At 41.0% G+C, this 20,148-nt stretch carries 20 protein-coding genes, 1 tRNA gene, 2 pseudogenes and 1 other annotated feature; of the genes and pseudogenes, 2 read left to right on the top strand and 21 right to left on the bottom strand.

The window, feature by feature from the left end:
• Nucleotides 1-2 precede the first annotated feature (2 nt).
• From CKW02_RS12940 to ilvE, 5 genes are all read right to left on the bottom strand, one after another.
• Complete coding sequence (locus CKW02_RS12940; protein WP_034620594.1) at nt 3-1,556, bottom strand: 2-isopropylmalate synthase; 1,554 nt, start codon at nt 1,554-1,556, stop codon at nt 3-5.
• Nucleotides 1,543-2,571 (bottom strand): ketol-acid reductoisomerase, encoded by a 1,029-nt coding sequence (gene ilvC, locus CKW02_RS12945; RefSeq protein WP_003216490.1) that lies wholly within the window; start codon nt 2,569-2,571, stop codon nt 1,543-1,545. Before ilvC ends, CKW02_RS12940 begins: the two co-directional genes overlap by 14 nt.
• A gap of 18 nt (nt 2,572-2,589) precedes the next feature.
• Complete coding sequence (gene ilvN, locus CKW02_RS12950) at nt 2,590-3,108, bottom strand: acetolactate synthase small subunit (RefSeq protein ID WP_003216637.1); 519 nt, start codon at nt 3,106-3,108, stop codon at nt 2,590-2,592.
• Nucleotides 3,105-4,829, bottom strand: a complete 1,725-nt coding sequence (gene ilvB, locus CKW02_RS12955) for an acetolactate synthase large subunit (RefSeq protein WP_003216845.1) — start codon at nt 4,827-4,829, stop codon at nt 3,105-3,107. Before ilvB ends, ilvN begins: the two co-directional genes overlap by 4 nt.
• 121 nt (nt 4,830-4,950) lie before the next feature.
• Nucleotides 4,951-5,197, bottom strand: a binding site (T-box leader).
• Nucleotides 5,198-5,205: 8 nt separating this feature from the next.
• A complete protein-coding gene (gene ilvE, locus CKW02_RS12960; RefSeq protein ID WP_003216381.1) occupies nt 5,206-6,120 on the bottom strand; it encodes a branched-chain-amino-acid transaminase in 915 nt (304 codons plus the stop codon).
• Between the two features lie 433 nt (nt 6,121-6,553).
• Here ilvE and CKW02_RS12965 point away from each other — a divergent pair, with 433 nt between their 5' ends.
• Nucleotides 6,554-7,597, top strand: a complete 1,044-nt coding sequence (locus CKW02_RS12965) for a lactonase family protein (RefSeq protein ID WP_003216692.1) — start codon at nt 6,554-6,556, stop codon at nt 7,595-7,597.
• Nucleotides 7,598-7,680: 83 nt separating this feature from the next.
• Here CKW02_RS12965 and CKW02_RS12970 read toward each other — a convergent pair whose 3' ends face one another.
• From CKW02_RS12970 to CKW02_RS13015, 10 genes and pseudogenes are all read right to left on the bottom strand, one after another.
• A complete protein-coding gene (locus CKW02_RS12970) occupies nt 7,681-8,103 on the bottom strand; it encodes a YkvA family protein (RefSeq protein ID WP_034620597.1) in 423 nt (140 codons plus the stop codon).
• A gap of 95 nt (nt 8,104-8,198) precedes the next feature.
• The gene (gene dltD / locus CKW02_RS12975; protein WP_003216631.1) at nt 8,199-9,365 is read right to left on the bottom strand and encodes a D-alanyl-lipoteichoic acid biosynthesis protein DltD; all 1,167 of its coding nucleotides are present in this window, start codon (nt 9,363-9,365) and stop codon (nt 8,199-8,201) included.
• Complete coding sequence (gene dltC, locus CKW02_RS12980) at nt 9,365-9,601, bottom strand: D-alanine--poly(phosphoribitol) ligase subunit 2 (RefSeq protein ID WP_003216498.1); 237 nt, start codon at nt 9,599-9,601, stop codon at nt 9,365-9,367. Before dltC ends, dltD begins: the two co-directional genes overlap by 1 nt.
• A gap of 21 nt (nt 9,602-9,622) precedes the next feature.
• Complete coding sequence (gene dltB / locus CKW02_RS12985) at nt 9,623-10,807, bottom strand: D-alanyl-lipoteichoic acid biosynthesis protein DltB (protein ID WP_003216593.1); 1,185 nt, start codon at nt 10,805-10,807, stop codon at nt 9,623-9,625.
• Nucleotides 10,804-12,309: a D-alanine--poly(phosphoribitol) ligase subunit DltA gene (dltA, locus tag CKW02_RS12990; protein ID WP_003216448.1), complete on the bottom strand. Its 1,506-nt coding sequence runs from the start codon at nt 12,307-12,309 to the stop codon at nt 10,804-10,806. Before dltA ends, dltB begins: the two co-directional genes overlap by 4 nt.
• 14 nt (nt 12,310-12,323) lie before the next feature.
• Nucleotides 12,324-12,473, bottom strand: coding sequence for a teichoic acid D-Ala incorporation-associated protein DltX (locus CKW02_RS12995; protein ID WP_024427820.1), 150 nt, complete (start codon nt 12,471-12,473; stop codon nt 12,324-12,326).
• A 253-nt stretch (nt 12,474-12,726) separates the two neighbouring features.
• Nucleotides 12,727-13,956, bottom strand: coding sequence for a Kelch repeat-containing protein (locus tag CKW02_RS13000; protein WP_003216587.1), 1,230 nt, complete (start codon nt 13,954-13,956; stop codon nt 12,727-12,729).
• Between the two features lie 268 nt (nt 13,957-14,224).
• Nucleotides 14,225-14,812: pseudogene (locus CKW02_RS13010) on the bottom strand (DUF4241 domain-containing protein).
• 58 nt (nt 14,813-14,870) lie between these two features.
• Nucleotides 14,871-14,996, bottom strand: a pseudogene (locus CKW02_RS20700) (hypothetical protein); the annotation flags it as partial.
• Between the two features lie 181 nt (nt 14,997-15,177).
• Complete coding sequence (locus CKW02_RS13015) at nt 15,178-15,357, bottom strand: hypothetical protein (RefSeq protein WP_003216276.1); 180 nt, start codon at nt 15,355-15,357, stop codon at nt 15,178-15,180.
• A 191-nt stretch (nt 15,358-15,548) separates the two neighbouring features.
• Here CKW02_RS13015 and CKW02_RS13020 point away from each other — a divergent pair, with 191 nt between their 5' ends.
• Nucleotides 15,549-15,737 carry a hypothetical protein gene (locus tag CKW02_RS13020; RefSeq protein WP_003216499.1) on the top strand — a complete coding sequence of 63 codons (189 nt, stop codon included), beginning with the start codon at nt 15,549-15,551 and terminating at the stop codon, nt 15,735-15,737.
• A 133-nt stretch (nt 15,738-15,870) separates the two neighbouring features.
• Here CKW02_RS13020 and CKW02_RS20155 read toward each other — a convergent pair whose 3' ends face one another.
• From CKW02_RS20155 to CKW02_RS13050, 6 genes are all read right to left on the bottom strand, one after another.
• Nucleotides 15,871-16,284: a hypothetical protein gene (locus CKW02_RS20155; protein WP_157733348.1), complete on the bottom strand. Its 414-nt coding sequence runs from the start codon at nt 16,282-16,284 to the stop codon at nt 15,871-15,873.
• 524 nt (nt 16,285-16,808) lie between these two features.
• A tRNA-Arg gene (locus CKW02_RS13030) sits at nt 16,809-16,882 on the bottom strand.
• A gap of 120 nt (nt 16,883-17,002) precedes the next feature.
• Complete coding sequence (locus tag CKW02_RS13035; RefSeq protein WP_003216435.1) at nt 17,003-17,527, bottom strand: YfcE family phosphodiesterase; 525 nt, start codon at nt 17,525-17,527, stop codon at nt 17,003-17,005.
• Nucleotides 17,528-17,541: 14 nt separating this feature from the next.
• Complete coding sequence (locus CKW02_RS13040) at nt 17,542-18,144, bottom strand: XTP/dITP diphosphatase (protein WP_169901759.1); 603 nt, start codon at nt 18,142-18,144, stop codon at nt 17,542-17,544.
• Between the two features lie 10 nt (nt 18,145-18,154).
• A complete protein-coding gene (gene rph, locus CKW02_RS13045; RefSeq protein ID WP_003216792.1) occupies nt 18,155-18,883 on the bottom strand; it encodes a ribonuclease PH in 729 nt (242 codons plus the stop codon).
• Between the two features lie 151 nt (nt 18,884-19,034).
• Nucleotides 19,035-20,096, bottom strand: coding sequence for a GerMN domain-containing protein (locus CKW02_RS13050; protein WP_003216461.1), 1,062 nt, complete (start codon nt 20,094-20,096; stop codon nt 19,035-19,037).
• Nucleotides 20,097-20,148: the final 52 nt, after the last annotated feature.

Here is a 20,148-nt window from a genome sequence, read left to right on the forward strand (position 1 = left end):
TCCTATGAGATCGCGTGATGTTTCTCAATTTCAATGAGATTTGATTTAAAGATTAAATGCCTGTTTACTGCATTGACGTAAGCTTTCGCCGATGCTTCAAGCACATCTTGCGCTACACCGCGTCCTGCTGTTTCTTTTCCTTCTATTGAAACAGTGACATATACTTCAGCTAGTGCATCTCTGCCTTTTCCATTTGATTGAATACGGTAGTCTAGCAAATGAATTCTTTCCTCCATACAGCGCTCCAGTGTGTTGTACACAGCTTCTACACTGCCTGCGCCTGTAGCTGCTTCTTGAATAACTTCTTGCGTTTCTTGATTTTTCAGAGAGACCGTTGCTGTCGGCATCTGTTCTGTTCCATAATGCACTTGAAGACTTTCAAATTCGTAGCCAATTTTTCGGTCTGCTACTTTTTCTTCCAATATAATAGAAATCAAATCATCATCTGTAATTTCTTTTTTCTTCTCCGTCAAGTTCTTGAAGGTTTCGAAGAACTTATTGATTTCTTGTTCTGTTAGTTTAAAACCTAACGTTTTCATGCGGTCTTTAAACGCATGTCTTCCGGAGTGTTTTCCAAGGACAAGCACATCTGTTGTCACGCCGACAAGCTCTGGAGAAATAATTTCATAGGTTGTTTTTTCTTTGAGGAAACCATCTTGGTGAATACCTGATTCATGTGCAAATGCGTTGTTTCCAACGACTGCTTTATTACGCGGCACAATCATTCCTGAGTATTTGCTCACTACATCACTTGTACGCTTAATTTCATTCAATTGAATCGTTGATTCGACCTGGTAGAAGTCTTTTCGAATATGAAGAGCGACTGCAATTTCTTCTAAAGCGGCATTTCCTGCACGTTCTCCAATTCCGTTAACAGCCGTTTCAATTTGATTTGCTCCATTTTCAATGGCTGCAAGTGAGTTTGCTACAGCCATCCCTAGATCATCATGACAGTGAGCAGACAAGTTGACGCGGTCGATATTTGGAACATGTTCCTTCATATATTTAAAGATATTGCCATACTCTTTTGGCGCTAAGTATCCAACTGTATCTGGCAAGTTAATGACACTCGCTCCAGCGTCAATGACCTTCTCTACAATTTCTGCTAAGAAAGCAAGATCTGTACGACATGCATCTTCTGCTGACCACTGGACAACTGGAAAACGTTCCTTCGCGTATTTCACCATGGAGACAGCCTGTTCTACGACCTCTTCACGTGTTTTCTTTAGTTTATGCTCCAAGTGAATATCAGAAGTAGCGATAAAGATATGAATTCTTGGTTCCACTCCATCTTTTAACGCTTCCCATGCAGCATCAATGTCACCTTTTACACATCTCGCAAGACCAGCAACTGAACAATTTTTGATCGTTCTAGCAATTTCTTGTACGCCTAAGAAATCCCCTCGGGATGAAGCGGGAAAACCCGCTTCAATGATATTAACCCCAAGGCGCTCAAGCTGCTTTGCAATGATTAGCTTTTCTTGTGCATTTAAGTTCACTCCTGGTGATTGCTCTCCATCTCGAAGTGTTGTGTCAAAAAAATTAATTTTCCGCACCGACGCTCACCGCTTCCTTTTTCTTTCCTTGTTTGACGAAAGGCATCATTTCACGAAGCTTTCTTCCAACGATTTCAATTTGGTGCTCATTTTCATTAGCATTGATCGCATTGAAACGTGGACGATTCACTTGGTTTTCAACAATCCATTCTTTTGCAAATGTTCCGTTTTGGATATCAGTCAAGACGGCTTTCATCGATTCTTTTACGTTTGCATCCACAACGCGTGGTCCTGATACGAAGTCACCCCATTGTGCTGTATCAGAGATTGAATATCTCATGCCTTCTAATCCTTCTTCGTACATAAGGTCAACGATCAGTTTCAGTTCATGTAGACACTCGAAGTATGCAAGCTCTGGCTGATAACCTGCTTCTGTTAATGTTTCAAATCCTGCTTTCACTAGTGAAGTAAGACCCCCGCAAAGGACTGCTTGCTCACCGAATAGATCCGTTTCCGTTTCTTCTTTAAATGTTGTTTCAAGAACGCCCGCTCTTGCTCCACCAATTGCTTTTGCATAAGCAAGTGCTTTATCTTTCGCTTGACCAGATACATCTTGATAGATGGCAAATAGTGCAGGTACACCAGCGCCTTGCTCATATGTTCTTCTCACAAGATGTCCTGGACCTTTTGGAGCCACAAGATACACATCTACGTCACTTGGAGGAACGATTTGATGGAAATGAACGTTGAATCCGTGTGCGAATACAAGTGAGTTGCCTGCTTCTAATTGATCTTTGATTTCTTCGTCATATACTTTCTTTTGCTGCTCATCTGGAAGTAGTACCATGACGATGTCTGCTTGTGCTGCCGCTTCTTTTACTGTGAATACTTGATGGCCGTCTTCTTGTGCTTTTGTATAAGATCCGCCTTTTCTCACGCCGACGATGACATCTACGCCGCTTTCTTTTAAGTTCAATGCATGTGCATGACCTTGTGATCCATATCCAATGATGGCAACCTTTTGACCATTTAATACGTTTTCTTGAATATCACCGTTATAATATACTTTTACCATTTGACTCTCTCCTTTTGTTTAGACAATTGAAATTGTTTTATTTTGTTGCGGCTTTTGCTGATTATCTCTCGCAAAGGCCGTGGTGCCAGTTCTGGCGACTTCTTTAATGCCGTATGGCTTAAGTAATTCAATGAGTGCTTCAATTTTTGAAGACTCACCTGTCACCTGAATGACGACACTCTCTCTGCTCACATCTACAATAGAAGCTCTAAATGGTTCAATGACCCCTGTGATCTCCATTCTAGATGCTGGTGCAGAAACGACTTTTATCAAAGCCAGCTCTCGCTGGACGATTGATTGGTTTGTAATGTCTGTTACTTTGAGAACATCAATTTGTTTGTTCAGCTGTTTTGTTAGCTGTTCGATGTCTTTCTCTTGGTCTACATGGACGACGAACGTGATGCGTGATACATCTTGAATCTCAGAATGGCCGACCGTAATGCTTTCAATGTTGTAATGTCGTTTAGTAAAAAGGCCAGTGATTCGGTTCAGTACGCCTGATCGATTTAATACAGTCAACACAATAATTCTTTTCAAGGTTTCACCCCCACCATCTCATGAAGTCCTTTCCCCGGTGCTACCATCGGGAATACTTTTTCATCTCTCGCTACATTGACATCGATGAAAACAGGCTCTCTAGAGGTTAGCGCTTCTTCAAGCTTTTCTTTCGCCTCTTCGTCTGTTGAGATTCTGATTCCTTTAATGCCATAAGCTTCAGATAATTTAACGAAGTCTGGCTGCTCTGAAAATTTAGAATATGAGTAGCGTTCTTCGTAGAAAATTTCTTGCCATTGTCTTACCATTCCAAGGCTGTGATTATTTAGAACAATCACTTTCACTGGAAGGTTCAGCTCACGGATAACGGCAAGTTCTTGCAAGGTCATTTGGAAACCTCCGTCTCCTAAAATCGCCACAACCGTTGCCTCTTGATCAGCCAGCTGAGCGCCGATGGCTGCCGGTAAACCGAAGCCCATTGTACCAAGGCCACCAGATGTGACCCACTTATCAGCATTTTCAAATGGATAGAACTGCGCTGCCCACATTTGATGCTGTCCAACATCAGTTGCCACAATGGCTTCACCTTTTGTGAATTGATGAATGTATTCAATCAGCTTTTGAGGTTTAAAGCCCTCTGCTTCGTTTTCAACGTACCAGAGTGGATATTCTTCCTTCCACTGATCTAGTTGGTTTTTCCATTCGTCTGACTCTCCTTGCTTCCCGTCTTGCTTAATCAGCTCTTCAAGGACTAGCTTACTGTCTCCAACAACCGGGATATGGGTATGAATGTTCTTGCCAATTTCTGCTGGGTCGATATCGATATGTGCTACCTTCGCATGTTTCGCAAAGTGATTGAGATTGCCAGTTACCCTGTCATCGAATCTCGCACCAATTGAAATGAGCAAATCACATTGATGAAGAGCCATGTTCGCTGCATATGTGCCATGCATACCAGCCATCCCTAGGAAAAGAGGATGCTTTGCCGGGAAGCCGCCAAGTCCTAGCAGTGTATGAGCGACTGGAATTTGCTGCTGCTCTACATACTGCCTTAACTCTTCAGATGCTTTGCCATGAAGAACGCCAGCTCCTGCTAGAATGACCGGTTTCTTCGCTCTACTGACAGCTTCTACTAATTTGCGAATTTGCAAATAGTTTGGCTCTACTTTTGGCTGATAACCAGGTAAATCAATTGGCTGATCGTATTCAAACGTTCCTTCAATGCCTGCCACATCTTTTGGAATATCAATCAAGACTGGACCAGGTCTTCCTGTCGTTGCGATGTGGAACGCTTCTTTAATGACGCCCGGTAATTCCTCTGGATTTCTCACCTGGTAGCTGTGCTTTGTGATAGGCATTGTGATGCCGAGCACGTCTGCTTCCTGGAAAGCGTCTGATCCAATGACTGAGGTTGCCACCTGTCCTGTGAAGACAACAAGAGGAAGTGAATCAATCATCGCATCTGCAATTCCTGTGACTAGGTTTGTCGCTCCTGGTCCTGATGTAGCAATGACAACACCCGGTTTACCAGATACTCTAGCGTATCCTTCTGCTGCATGAATCGCTCCCTGCTCATGCCTTGGCAGGACATGAAATAAACCAGAATCATAAATTTTATCGTAGATCGGTAAAACCGCTCCGCCTGGATATCCGAAAATGACTTCTACTTTTTCTCTTTTGAGTGCTTCAATTAGCATGAGTGCACCGTTCATCGTTTGTGGTGCTTTAGATGTTTCCGTCTCCACTTGTACATTTGTCCCCATTTGATTTCCTCCTCTTTGTCTTGCTTCAGTCAAGTTTTTTCACCCTTTTCTATTCAAGATCGAGATTTTAACCATATAAAAAAGCCTTCTCACCCCACAATGACACTACTTTTCACTAGGTCAAAGGGGCGAAAAAGCTTTGTTTTTCGCGGTACCACCCTTGTTCACAGCAACATCTGCTGCCGTCTCATGGACATCTTTCATCCATTTTGGTAACGAGTGAGCAATGTCACTCGGTCTGCCCTACTATCATTTCAAGCAGACACTCAGAGGTGAGTTCACTTTAGAAAGTAACACCGGTTTCCAGCTACCACCGGCTCTCTGTAGATACTGACTCTAAAACTACTAGTCCTCTTCAACGTTTATCGATATCTATTTAGCTTGCGTGAATGTTTTCATCTGTAAAAACGACTTTTTCTCCTTCTTCAACGACTCGCTTGCGGAATTGTTCAAGAAGTTTGTTTGTGTGAACCCCAGGTTTCCCTTCACCGATTGTACGGCCGTCAACCTTTACAACGGCAATCACTTCGGCTGCTGTTCCAGTTAGAAAAACTTCTTCTGCTGTATACACATCGTGCCTTGTGAATGGTTCTTCTTTCACTTCATAGCCTAAGTCTTCTGCAATCTCCATGATGGCATTTCTTGTGATGCCTTCAAGAGCGCCGATATAACCTGGCGGTGTATAGAGCTTACCTTTTTTATAAATAAACACATTGTCTGCAGAACCTTCTGCCACGTACCCTTGATCGTTCAGCATCAGTGCTTCACTCACACCGGCCATATGGGCTTCGATTCGGACAAGGATGTTATTCAAATAATTTAATGATTTCACTTTTGGACTCAGTACATCGGGACGATTTCGCCTCGTCGGTACCGTCACAATATCAATACCTGTTTCATATAGGTGCTTTGGAAAGATGGCCAGCGGCTCTACAATGATCACTGTGTTGGCTCTCCCGCAGTTGTTTGGATCTAAACCAAGATCACCAGCTCCTCTTGAGACAACAAGACGGATATAGGCATCCTTCAGTCCGTTCCTTTCAACTGTATGAATCATTTTTTCCGTGAGTTCCTCAAGTGAATATGGAATGTTCAGCATAATCGATCTGGCGGAATCATACAGGCGGTCTAAATGTTCTTTCATTCGAAAGATATTTCCGTTATACACGCGTATCCCTTCGAACACACCGTCACCGTATAAGAAGCCATGATCATAAACTGAAATTTTCGCATCCTCTTTTTTCACGAGTTCATCGTTTAAAAAGATCCACTGTTCCTTTTGGTCTTCCATTTTCAGTGAGCACCCTCTCTTTCAAACAAAAAGTAGTTGAATTTTCAGACACTTTATATTAAAGCGCCTCACGCTTGCTCTGCGTGTTTGTTTAGCTTTTGTTGAACCCATCTTACGCCGCTTTCCATACAGTGTCAACAGCATTTTTAAAATTATTAGACAATTTAGACTAATCAAAATTAAATGTATACGCTTACACCTTTGCTAGACAAGGAATGAAAAAAACTTAAAATTTTTTGTATTTTTTCTTCAATTGATTTACTTTACCTGAACGCTTTTCATTTGAGAAAACGTTTGTCATATTTTTTCACATTATTTTTAATGAAGACTGGTAGATTCCAGCGCTTTTGATTTTCTTTCGGTATGCCTTTCTAAAGCGTTTTCCTATGAATTTATGATAGAATGAGAGCATCTTATAGAAGGAGGGCAATACATGGCTAACATCAGAGGTTATATCGGAACGTATACAAAGGGAGACAGTAAAGGCATTTATACTTTTACATTAAATACGGACAAGCAGCAGATCGAACAAGTAGAAGTGGCTGCTGAACTTGAAAATCCTACATATTTAACCGTCTCAGATTCTCAAAAATTTGTGTATGCTGTTGTGAAAGAAGGATCACAGGGCGGCGTGGCTGCTTATCAAATCGATGCAGAAACCGGCACACTTCGTTTCATCAACCAAGAACTTGCCGAAGGCGCTTCTCCTTGTCACGTCAGCGTGGACAGTCAAACAAAAACAGCTTTTACAGCAAACTATCATAAAGGAACAGCAGAGATGTATGAAATCGATGCTGAAAATGGCTCAGTGATTCGCACGCTGTCACAGGCGCAGCATGAAGGAACTGGCCCTAACGAAGATCGTCAGGAAAAACCGCACACTCACTTTATGGGTCTGACACCAGATGAACAATTTGCAGTGGCTGTTGACCTTGGGACAGATGGCATTTATACGTATAAGAAAGAAAACGGCAAACTTGAGCTTGCTCATACATTTGAAACAAAACCAGGCACCGGGCCTCGCCATATTACATTCCATCCAACGAAACCTGTGGCATATGTGATGACAGAGCTAAGCTCAGAGGTGATTGTGCTTCGTTACTTTGAAGATGGTCATTTCGAAGAGATTCAAACGATCGCAACCATTCCAAGCGACTTTACAGAGAACAATCAAGGCAGTGCCATTCACGTCTCTTCAGACGGCCAATTTGTTTATGCAGGAAATCGCGGACATGACAGCATTGCGATTTTTAAAGCAGACGCTGACGGCCAATTAAGTCTTGTCGAGATTGCTTCTTCTGAAGGAAACTGGCCTAGAGACTTTGTGCTTGATCCAACTGAAGAATTCCTCGTCGGTTCAAACCAAGAGTCTAGCAACCTAGTGTTATACAAACGCGACAAAGAAACAGGACGACTCACTGTCTTACAATCAGACATCTCAGTCCCTCATCCAGTTTGCGTGAAATTTTTAGGATAATGAAAAAAAGCCTCCAACTGTGGAGGCTTCATATTGTTGACAAAGGGCTAAAATGATCTTGATTTTAGCCCTTTGTCTTCTTTTCAGCGTGTAGACGGCATCCCGCCATCTTCAAGCTTTTGATCAATCAGAGACGTATCGGTTTTTTCACCGAACCATTTTGACAGCCTGTCCTGCGCTTTTCCTTTCACATCATCATCAATGTAGACCGCTACTTGAATCAGAGCAAATGTGATCGCTCCTAAATCATCTGTATAGCCTACACCAATCAATGTATCGGGAATGAGGTCAATTGGAAGGATAAAGTATCCGAGTGCCCCAATAATAAGGGTCTTCGCTTTGACAGGTACTTCAGGTTTTTGCAATGTATAGTAAAGTAATAGCACAGCATAGACAAGAGAGACACCAGCTTTCTGTGCCGTCTTTTTTAACTTTTCCCAAAAGGCATGATCATTAAAATGCTTCTTTGAACGCTTCAATAGTTCTTTTTTCTCAGAACGATTCATCATATCGCCTCCATTTACAGCATAGACCTTTTCCCTTCGTTATACAAGATATTCGCCAATTCGACAAACAAAAAGCAGCAGAAAGCTGCTGCATTCTACTGCTCTTTGTAAAACTTTTCGATTGCCTTATCGATGTACACCCATCCTTTATAAGACACATGAATCGTATCTTTAAAGAAATAAGGATCGTACTCATGCTTAGTCAAATCTGCGACTTCATACCCGTTATCGCGTATTTGATGATTGATTTTCTCATAATACTCTGTACGTCCCTCTTTCGGAAAACCGGTATAATCATACCATTTTCCGTTAACAGGAATCGTCACAAACAAAGGCTTTGCCCCTGCCTGTTTTAAAATATCCAGCATGATTTGAAAATCTTTGTATTCTGGTGATTCCGCATAAGAATGACCTTCACGGGAATCTTTCATCTTTTTCATGATCGGTTTCAGCTTGCGGTCAAACAGTTTTTGATTAATATAAAACGGGTTGTTCCCTGCTTTTTCCGCACCTAAGACGCTTGCTTCTTTTTCAAGCTCAGTCCATGTTTTTCCTTTGACTGATGGAGACGGTTGAAGCTTACGTTCATGTCCCGATCCAATTGTATAGTACATGTCTTTCTTTTGAAGCATGCCATAATACATTTTTGCAATAGGAGAAATCGCGCCATAAGCGAATTTGTTCCCAGAAAGCTCTGCTTTAAAAAGCTCTGTGATGACCATGTCGTTCTTCACTGCTTTAAACGTCATGATTCTCTTAATCAGTTCTTTTTTCACAGCTGGATCAATTTCTTTATTATAAGCGAGATTCAGTGCTTGAAGCGCTGAATAGTTCGGCGCAAAGTGATTTTCGTCAGATCCCCATTTCACAAACCACTGAGGGGACACGATAAACACAAGCTTCTTCCCTTTTAATTCATCCATATGCGCTGCAAAGTTCATCGCATGAATTAATGATTGCGATCCACCTTTTCCAATAAGATAAGGTGTAAACCCTTGAGGATTCTCATGAAAGAAATTTGAAGGGTGATATGGATCAAAACGTGATAGTTCAGAAGATCCATAGATCGGCAAATAAGTTGGATCTTTTAGCATTTCGTCTTGTAAATAAAGCCCTTGAAACATCCCCGGATCTAATTCTGTGGCTGACTTTTGTAATTTGTCTTTTGGGATCAGATGTGAGAGCCATGCATTTGGTACAAGAAGAACACCAATGAATAGAACAGCCGCTAAAATAAGCGGCCCAAAAAAACGCTTTTTCATTACTTCATCTCTGCCAGCTGCTCAGCAATGTGATTCGGTGTATCCCACACATCACGATCAAACTCTGTAATCGGAACAGTAATTCCAAGTTGACTTTCGATTGCCATAAGCAGTTCTACTGTACCAAATGAATCTAGAAGACCTTCGTCAAAAATTGCAATCTCTGGATTTTCTTTCACAACGTCATCCTGACAAACCTCTGCAATAATACCGTATACTTGATTTTTAAATTCCATAATTTTCTACTCCCTTAATCATTAATGATGAAATGGTTTTCCTGAAAAAATATAAAATCCGAAACAAATCACATGGAATGTAATAATGATCGACACAACCATTGTGACCTTATTATCCGGCCACCACTTGTGTTTTTTATTCCATTTCTCGAATAAATTGTAACCGGACATCACAACTGCGTGATATAGTCCGTAAATAATATATTGAAGTGCTAGACCATGCCAAGCACCCATCAATAGAAAGAGGACAAAGTACCCAATATTTGATACAGCCATACGGTTCTTGATCCACTTCTTTTTTGTCATAAAGAACACAAATCTCATAAACACGTAGTCTCTGAACCAGAAGGACAGGGACATGTGCCAGCGATTCCAGAAGTCTTTAATGTTCCGGCTGATAAACGGTTTGTTAAAGTTTTCTGGTGATTTAATGCCCATCATATAACTCACACCAACAGCAAATGCTGTATAACCAGCAAAGTCAAAGAACAAATACATACTGTACGCATACATATATGTTAACTGTTGAACAAAGTGACTGCTGCTAATATGATGAATATTCATCAGAATATACGTGTGAATCAAATAACCAATAATGAACTTATATAAGAAGCCGATAAAAACTTTATGAATACCCGCGTATAGAAGATCACTGTACGCTTCCTTTTCAGGCGGCGTATCCATATCCTTTTCAAACCGGCGGTAACGATCAATCGGACCTGATGAAATCGTCGGGAAAAAGACAATGAAATAGACCAAACGATGAATCGGCATTTTCTTCTTAATCAAGCCGTCTCTTGTCTCGATAATTAACTGAACACCTTTAAATGTTAAGTACGAGATCCCTAAAAAGCTCAGCCAGTTCATTGGCGGCGGTTGATGCGGCTGATGAGTTAAAAAGAACGGTAAAACCTTTGATAGCACAAGCGGCAAAATCGATGCCACCACTGCCATATAGAAGACAGACGCTTGATTCGCTTTCAACCGGTACGAAAGGTACAGGCGGATGATCAAGACTTGCCACACTGTAAACAAGAAGAGTAGCAGCGCGCCATGTGCATCCTTAGAGAAAATAAGGGCGAGTGCCACAACCGTTGCAAACATGTTGTAGCCCTGCATTCTTTTGCCGCGAAGACCAAGAATGATCGTCGGCAAAAGAAGAACACCAATTAGAATGAAGAAAAAGAATGAACTAAACGGAATCATAGAAGAACCTCTTTCGCGATTCTTTTACGGTCAACCTTCCCGTTTGGCGTCATGTATAGCTGCTCAAGATAGACAAACTTTCTTGGAATCATGTACGCAGGCAGTGAATCCGCCATTTCTTTCTTAATTGCACTTGTCAGCTGATATTCTTTTTCAAAAGAATGCGCTGCTGGAACAATGGCTGCAATTAAGTACTCCACATGACCGTTTGGCTGGAACGGCACAATCACACAAGCATTGACATACGTTGTCTCGCTCACATGATATTCAATTTCTTCAAGCTCCATTCGGTATCCATGCAGCTTAATTTGATAGTCCAGACGGCCGTGGCATGTAATCAAACCATCCTGCGTCACACCTGCATCACCTGTACGGTAAGCAGGGCGCCCTTCGTATTCAAAGAACACTTTATCTGTTAAGGCTTGTTCACCTAAGTAGCCTCTCGTGACGCTTGGCCCCACGATGACAATTTCCCCTTTTTCACCGTCAGGAAGTGCATTGCCTTCTTCATCTAAAATAACGATATCTGTATCCGGTTTGGCGTAGCCGACTGGTAAAGAATCGTGCTGATCAAGAATCGCTTGCGTGACTTCAATCGATGTGATCGCAACAGTTGCTTCAGTCGGACCATACGTATTAAAGACCTGCGCCTTTGGAAAACGCTCAAGGAGCGCACTTGCTACAGATACAGGAAGTGCCTCTCCGCAGAACAAGAAAACTTTCAACTCTGGTAAAAGCTCCCCTGTAAAGGAAGGGTCCATTAAGCACATTTGCACAAAGGAAGGTGTTGATGTCCACACTTCAACGTCAGATTGACCAAGTGCTGCAAACATATCCTTCGGCTTATTCACTAGATCTTTCACTAAACAGTAAAGCGTGCCGCCTGATTGAAGCGCTGGATACAAATCCATCACTGATAAGTCAAAAGAAAATGGTGCTTGATTTAAGAACGTGCGTCCCCCGTCAATTGGGAAGTCTCGGCACATCCACTCTGTAAAGCTTTCTAAATTATTGGCTGTTACCTGAACGCCTTTCGGTTTTCCGGTACTGCCAGACGTATAAATGATGTAAAAGACATCATCCTGTTGAACCCACTGCGAGGATGGCGGTGCTTCTTTTTCAAGAGCTAAAAGAGATGCCGCACTTTTCACTTCAATGTGTTCTTCTACATCTAGTACATTCTGCTCATTTGCACAAATCAACAGACTGGCTTTTGAGCTTTCAATAATTGAAACGATACGCTCAGCAGGGATTGAGATGTCGACCGGAATGTATGGTCTACCTGATTTCACACTGCCTAAGAAAGAAATGAGCATCTCCGGCTCCATATGACCGTATACAATGACAGGTGCACTATCTGTAGCGACTGCATCGATGGCACCAGCCATTTGGTCTGATAGATGCCAAAGCTCATCATATGTGATCGAAGCATGTTGAGAAACAAATGCTGGCTGTTTTGGTTTCGTTTGTTGGTATTCTTGAATCGTGTGTAATAGTTTCATAGTTTAATCTCCAATTAAAAATCGTTGTAAATGAATGATCCCGTATTAGCTGTGTGGAATCCGTAAATAAAGAACAATAATAGCAAAATAAGTAAGTAAAAGCTCGTATATCCTATCCATTTTACAGACTTATTTTCTGATAGCTTTTTGAATAGCATATTGATAACCTCTTTTCTTTTGACACTTATAGAGACGCATGAATCATTAAAAGAGTTTCATATCAAAACATAAAAATTTTAAGAAATCATGAAAAAAGATGTCGAACCTTGGAACGTCTCTTTTGGCAAAGCTGTCTTATTGTAACAAAGATTTAATACATTTGAAATAAAATCCGAGCTTAAATTTGCCTTAAAATTGGTGAAAGCTGTCGAATAAACACAAAAGCCACCTAGTTTACCTAGATGGCTTTGATTTTAATTACTTCTTATATTTATTGACTTCGAACATGAGAATATTTTTGAACACCACATAATCCTTTTTACTTTCAAAGGGACCTTTATTGTTGTCATGCTCGTCAATCTCATAAAACCCTGGTCCTTCTCCGGCATCACGCTTTTTGTACCAGGATAGGAAAGCGTTGACTTCTTTCATGGAGAGGTCATACTCTTTTTGCAAACCATTGACCATTGTGATGATGAGAAGGGCATTACCGTCTTCATCAGTTGCATCGTCTTTTGGTGGTGTGGTTGGTTCAGGGTCTTTGTCGCCTGGGGTTTCGGTGTTGTTTGGAAATTCTAGGTCTTTTAAGGAGATAGAGATGACAGATTTGTAGTTTCTATCAGCAATATCGGTATAATTCAAATTTATATTATATTGACGTCCTCCTATTACATATAACATATCCCCTATAATAACTGATGAAGCACCAACACGAATATCATTGTTAGGTACAACTACTTTCACCATTTCTTCTTTTTCAGCATTATAGACATATAATCTATTAGGTGAAATGCCTGGTAAAATCATATTATCTTTATAAGTAACTCCACTCAGATATACTTTTTTAAATCCTCCTTTTTTTGCAGACCAACTATCATTAGAAGCATCAAATTCAAAAATTTCACTATTATTGTTTTCTCCAATAATATAGAACTTCCCTTTCAAAACTAGACCAATTGCTCTTTGTGTTTTAAATGATGGTGAAGCTTCCTTTTTCCATTTGTTTTCTGTTAGATCATAACTAAAAAATTCATTGCCACCTAATACATAAATTTTATCTCCCATAACACCAGCTTGAACATTATAAGCACCTTTAGAAGGACTTTCAAAAGGAATATCAGTTAAAACTTCCCACTCGTCTTTTTTTGTATCGTACACTTCAAATTTATTGAAGGAATTTTGGTGATTTCCTGCTAGAACATAAATTTTAGACCCCACAACAACAGATGCTGCTCCCCCTCTCCCGCTAGGCATATCTTTCCTTTTCGTCCATTTATCAGCGGAAGGGTCATACTCTAATGTTTCGTTAAGAGCATTAAATCCTCCAATTACATATATTTTCCCATCAACTGCATTAGCTACAGCTCCAATTCTTGCTGTTGGCAAATCAGCTAATTGATTCCATTCATCCTTAGCAGCATTTGCAACTTGAAATACCTGTGTGAATGAAAGAATTACTAGTAACATCATGACGATCCATTTTTTCAAAAATAACACTCCCTTTTCATTATCTTACTTCTTCATTATCGGAGTGTTTTTTAATTTGTATAGAATAATTCATCTTTTTAAAGAGAAATTAATAGAAAAAACATCGAAAAAGTAACTTACTAAAGAGTCGCTTAAAATAATAGGTTCAATCAAAAACTGCCTGAGTCTATAATCAAAGAACACAATAAAAAACCCATGATTTCATGAGTTTCTTCTCAGTCCATTATTAAAAAATCCGTCACAAGGCAAGCGGGCTCTCCGTTTTGATCTAGCCCCAAAAGCTTGGATACATCCCGTCGCCGAAGCCTGTTGTAAACATGGCAATGTCCACTTTGTCATGAAAACGGGTGACGAGCCAGTCCCATGTGTGCTTGTAGTTTTGCTCAAGCGCTTCTGCAAATTCTTCATAAAGATAGAAATCATTGTCCTCTTTATATCGCTTATCCTCTTAAGCTTGTAAATATCGTGCTGCTTCCGCATCCATGAAACAACCCATTCCCGTATTTACACCGTAGCCGAAGAACTCGTCTTCTTTCAATTGATTGAGTTCCTGCCCTGCTCTTGTGGCAAGCTCCCATTCTGTTGCTTGCTCGTTTGTGAACTTGATCATTGCATAGGCAACGCGTTCGTCACCGCTTTGCAACCGCTTAACTATAAGTAGAATAGGATATTTTCCTAGAGCAACCTTCCTCGTAAACGATTGGTCCCCTTCTGAAACAAAAGGATCGCAGGCAACGATATGACCGCTCGTGATCTCAGTATAGCCTAACTGTTTGGCGAATAATTGATCACCCTCTTGACTGCTTGTTGTCTCTCCATTTCTATATAACAGGTGTGTTGGATTGATGTTGTACAAGTGACCATTCCTTTCTTTGTTTTTCTGGGACGTTTGGGATTATGTACTTTTCCACCATTTAACCTGTCAATTTTCTAAGGATAAATTTCAAAGTATGATCATCCATAAAACATCCATTTCCAGTATCAACTCTATAACCGGAGAACTGATCCCCCTGTAAATCACTTTCTAACTGTCCATTTGATAATGCAAGTTCCTACTTAAAACTCGATTCATCTTTTCCTTCTACTATACATCTTAATTTTTTTAGTTGGAGAAAAAATTATTCTCTCTTTTGAATATTTACCCTTTGCGATGTCTTTTTCATTAGTAAAAATAAATGGAAGGTTAATTAAAAAACGCCCTTCCAATGAAGGGCTGTGTTATTAACTATTTTCTTTTGAGTATTTCTTAATTAATGCTTCGCTAATCCTGCTTACGATATAGATCGCAACTGCTAAAATCAGCATCAACGGAAACATGCTTAAACGATCATCTGCAACATATACAATGATCCCCACAATGATAGCCACTACGATTGCCGTTAAAAAATGCTTCACCGCCATCTCACCCCTTTGTATAAATCATATACATTTTATTACACAAAAGGTTTAATTGAAATAATTTCCATGAAATCAGCAAGTTTCGTTTGTCCGCTCTTAAAGTAGATTGCTATCCCCTTATGTTGTTCGTGAAATTTCCATATGTTAAAATCAACTAAAATACCTATTTAATGGATCAATCAGGAGGTCATTAAGTGACACAGCAAAGCACGCCATCCAAAATGTTATTAATTACTTTACCCGGCGCTATTATTGCCCTTGTGATGATCTTAGGGAGAATTGATACACCTGTAACAAATGTTTTATTTTATATTGTAGCTTTCAGTGTGATGGGTTTAGTGGTTTCAAGCTTATTAAAAGACTACAGAAAAAAGAAAAATTAACTCCTCATCTTGGGAGCTGTCGTTTATGCAGCTCGCTGTCTGTTTGTGAAAGCTCCAAACTTTAAGGATTTAAGCAAACTTAATGATTCATAAAATAATTAAATGAAATTTAGACTTCACCGTGTTATCTAGCTTACCAGCCACCATACCAGCCGCCGTGTCCTCCACCGTGTCCTCCGCCGTGTCCTCCGCCGTGTCCTCCGCCGTGTCCTCCGCCGTGTCCTCCGCCGTGTCCTCCACTAGGTTGACATAACGTTCCGGGTTGATTAATTTGAGCAACATCTATAGGACTAACTCTTCTTCTAATTGGAGCACCACCACCTGGAGGATATTGGTCAAATGTCCAAAGAAAGTCATTAGGTGTAGCTGGTAGACCTGTTGGAGAAGCAATCATGTCTACACTTATAAAGCGTACATTACCAAAACATGTACCATCGTTCATCAGAATATCAACATTCTTATTAATCCATTCAGTTCCCGCTCCAGCTGGTTGGTAGTGAAATACACGCGTTCCTTGCTGCCTGTAAGGATCGTAATTATTATTCACTTATATCTCCTCCTCATTGATAAAAAGACCATTTGTCTAAATATACATATGGTTAATTTTCCTGCTGGTTTAGACTAATACCTATATGTAAAAGCCTAATTTTTTTAGATTCAAAAGAAAGATTGTTATATGTACTTTTTGAAACAAATTTGCTAATCGAAAACAACCGTATAAAAGCGGTGATATCTTTCCTTAGATAGCACTCAAGTATATAACATGCTATAGATTATTCTTATCGAGTAGCATTGATTGTTTTGTCACGTTACCGCACTAAAACATGCCCTTATTCTTCAACTGTTGGTTTAGATATTGAATCGGTTAAAGTAGAACCAGGTAAATCTTCCAATAAACTTCTCACATCAACTTTTACATCAAACAAACCTTTTCTTTTGATCATACAAAAAACCTCCTATATCGTTAGTAAGTCGATATACGGAGTAATTTCTTACATGACCGTTATACTGACCGTTTGACTAAACGATATAAGAGGTTGATTTTATGGGCTTTAGCACCCGATTTATTAACGTCCCAGGAGAGATTCGAACTCCCGACCGACGCCTTAGAAGGGCGTTGCTCTATCCAGCTGAGCTACTGGGACATGTTGTTATGTAGTGTGCTGTGGTGTATTACCTCAGCGACAATATTTATTATATTACTATTGTTCTTTAAAGTCAACGGTTTTTCGAAAGTTTTTTCATAAGGGGCAAATGCTGCACCCTTATGAAATACCTTCCAATGTGACAGTGTTTTCGAGGTCTTGTATGGCTTGACCTTCGTCTGTGAAAAACTGTACGTTCGCTTCGCTTCCATCTAGTGTCAGTATAGCGTAGCTGCGCTCTTTACGCACTCTTGGCAGGTGCACACTGCCTGGGTTAATGAGCAGTTTTCCTCTTAGCAGCTCACTGCCTGGGATGTGCGAGTGGCCAAAGCAGATGATGTCTGCGCCTAGCTCTTCTGCACGGTAGTAGACTTGAAGCAAGGATTGTTTGATGCCATGCAGATGTCCGTGAGTGAGAAATAGTTTTCCGCCTCCATCAAGTGAAAGCAGGAGCTCTTCTGCAAAATCGCCCATAAAGTCACAATTTCCTTTGACGACTTTGTATCCTTCGAGAGCTGGGTGGTTCGTGTCGAGTTCTGAATCTCCGCAGTGAATCATCATGTCGACTTCAGCCGCATGCCGTTTGGCAATGGTTTGAAGTTCGTCTGTGAGTCCATGACTGTCACTAATGATGAGTATCTTCATGGCTTCATTCCCCCTTATTCATTTGCGTCTAGCAGTGATGAAAGCTTTTGAAGCGCGACCGCTCGATGGCTGATCTTGTTTTTCTCCTCTGGTGATAACTCGGCCATCGTCTGGTCTTTGTCTTTGACGATGAAAATTGGGTCGTATCCGAAGCCGTTTTCGCCGATTGGTTCCTCTGCGATGAAGCCTTCTACTGATCCTTCTACCGTCTTTGTTTCTTTACCCGGTATGCTGACAGCCAGGGCACATCTGAATCTAGCTGTGCGGTCTTCTTTTTCAATGCCTTGAAGTTCGCTCAGCACTTTTTCTACATTCTCAGCATCGTTTTTATGTTCACCAGCGTATCTCGCTGAATAGACGCCAGGTTTTCCGCCAAGAAAATCAATCGACAAACCGGAATCGTCTGCAATGACCATTTCACCTGCTTTGGCTTGAATCGCCTCGGCTTTGATAATGGCATTTTCTTCGAAGGTTTGTCCTGTTTCTTCAATCTCTTCAGTAAAGCCGATGTCTGCTAGTGTTTTGACCGTGAATCCTTTTGGCTCAAGAATGGCTTTGAATTCTTTCGCTTTGCCCGCATTGTGCGTTGCAATGATGGCTGTTTTCATCCTGATCAAACCCTTCTCTTTATTCGATGACTTCTCCTGTCACTGCTTTTTGCTTTTCGATTAATTCTTTGATGCCCTTTTCGGCTAAATCAAGTAGTCCGTTTAGCTGTTCTCTTGAGAATGTCGCTTCTTCGCCTGTGCCTTGAAGTTCAACAAAGCGTCCAGCACCTGTCATGATGACATTCATATCTACTTCAGCTGAAGAATCTTCTTCATAATTTAAATCTAACAGAAGACCTTGCTGAGAATCAATTCCGACGGATATCGCCGCTAAATAATCAGTGATCGGGTTTTGTTTGATGACACCTTCTGCTCGAAGCTTTTGAATCGCAAGCGTCATGGCGACAAAAGCACCGGTAATAGATGCTGTGCGTGTGCCCCCGTCTGCTTGAATGACATCACAGTCAATCCAAATCGTGCGCTCGCCAAGCTTTTCTAAGTCAACGACTGCACGGAGTGCTCGTCCAATTAATCGCTGAATTTCCATTGTACGTCCTGTCACTTTTCCTTTAGATGATTCTCTAATGGTTCTTTGAGCGGTTGCTCTTGGAAGCATGCTATATTCTGCTGTAATCCAGCCTTTTCCTTGTCCTCTTAAAAAAGGAGGTACGCGGTCTTCGATGGATGCGTTACAAATCACCTTCGTATTGCCCGCTGAGATTAAGACAGAGCCCTCTGGATGCGTAATGTAGCCTGCCTCTATTTCAATTTTTCTTAATTCGTCATAGTGTCTTTCATCTAATCTCATGATTTACCTCCGTTACAATATACATTCCGCGCGGATGCCAGCGGGGTTCTCCTACTAACTTTGACAACCTCGGCTCGTTCTAATCGCTTGGAATAAAAAAGAGGCAGCGAATATGCATGCCTCTTTTTCTCCATTATATCAATGTGTGCCGTTAAAAACTACCTGTATTCACTTGTTCTGGTCTTGAAACCGGCTTTGTCAGCTCTGCTCCTTTTTCGTTCACAAGCTCAGCCTTGCCGTTTACCTTAACGGATACGCTTTTGACGTCCGGCAGCTCTGTTAATGTGAGCACGATGCTATCAAGAACTTTTTGTGAAATCACCTTTTTCTTTTCATCTGCGCTGCCGAAAATGGATTCGTTGAAATCAAGTGTCACATGTCCGTCTTTTACTTTCGGGATATCATTCAGCTTTACATCTTGATCAAAGTCTGTGAGCAAATGGCTTTTTTTGCTCGGTCCAGAGACGAGCTCATCAATGGCTGCTGTAATTTGATCATCCTCATCTTTTGGCGCCCTTTTGGTCACAGGAACATAGTACGTCTGTTCATCAGATTCAGCTAAGTAATAAACTGTCACTGGCTTTGTCGATGTCATATCAGCGGCAGCCTCGTGCTGAATATTAATACCGTCTTCTCTGCTTAAATCATCTGAAATCGGTGTGCCGTTCACAGGCATTTCTTTTAGTTCATGACCATTCATTTTCAATTTGACTTTGGCGACAGAATCAAACTGCGTTAACGTCCAAGTGACCGATTGCAGGATGCGCTGTTCGTCTTCTTTTTTATAGTTTTTGAATTCATTTGAAAAATCTACTACGGCCGTTCCGTCTTTAATGTCGACAGATACACTCGTGTCGGCCGGCAAAACAGCCCGGAATCCATTTGGCATGAGGTTCGAAATCGGTCCTCCGTCCACGAGGTATTCTAAGGTTTGTTTAGCACTCCCCTCATTTTTCGGCAGTGGAATGGATTGAGAAACGACATACCCGTTTTTATCAATTAAATATAATTCTCTCATGACTGTATCTGCCTTCTTCTCTTCTTTTCCTTCTTTCGCTGTTTGTTTATCTTCTTTATTTTCTTTCACATATGTGACGTTTTGTGGCGGGTCAATCTCTGTTTTCGCTTGGTCTGTTTGAAACAATCCGCATCCTGACAAAAGCATGGCTGACGCGATACACGTCACAGCTGCTGTAGATCCTTTTTTCAGCATACTTCACCCTCCTCTAGTAGTTTGTACTACTATGTATACGAGCTCCTCCTGC

The organism is Bacillus pumilus, assembly GCF_900186955.1.
Taxonomy (GTDB): domain Bacteria; phylum Bacillota; class Bacilli; order Bacillales; family Bacillaceae; genus Bacillus; species Bacillus pumilus.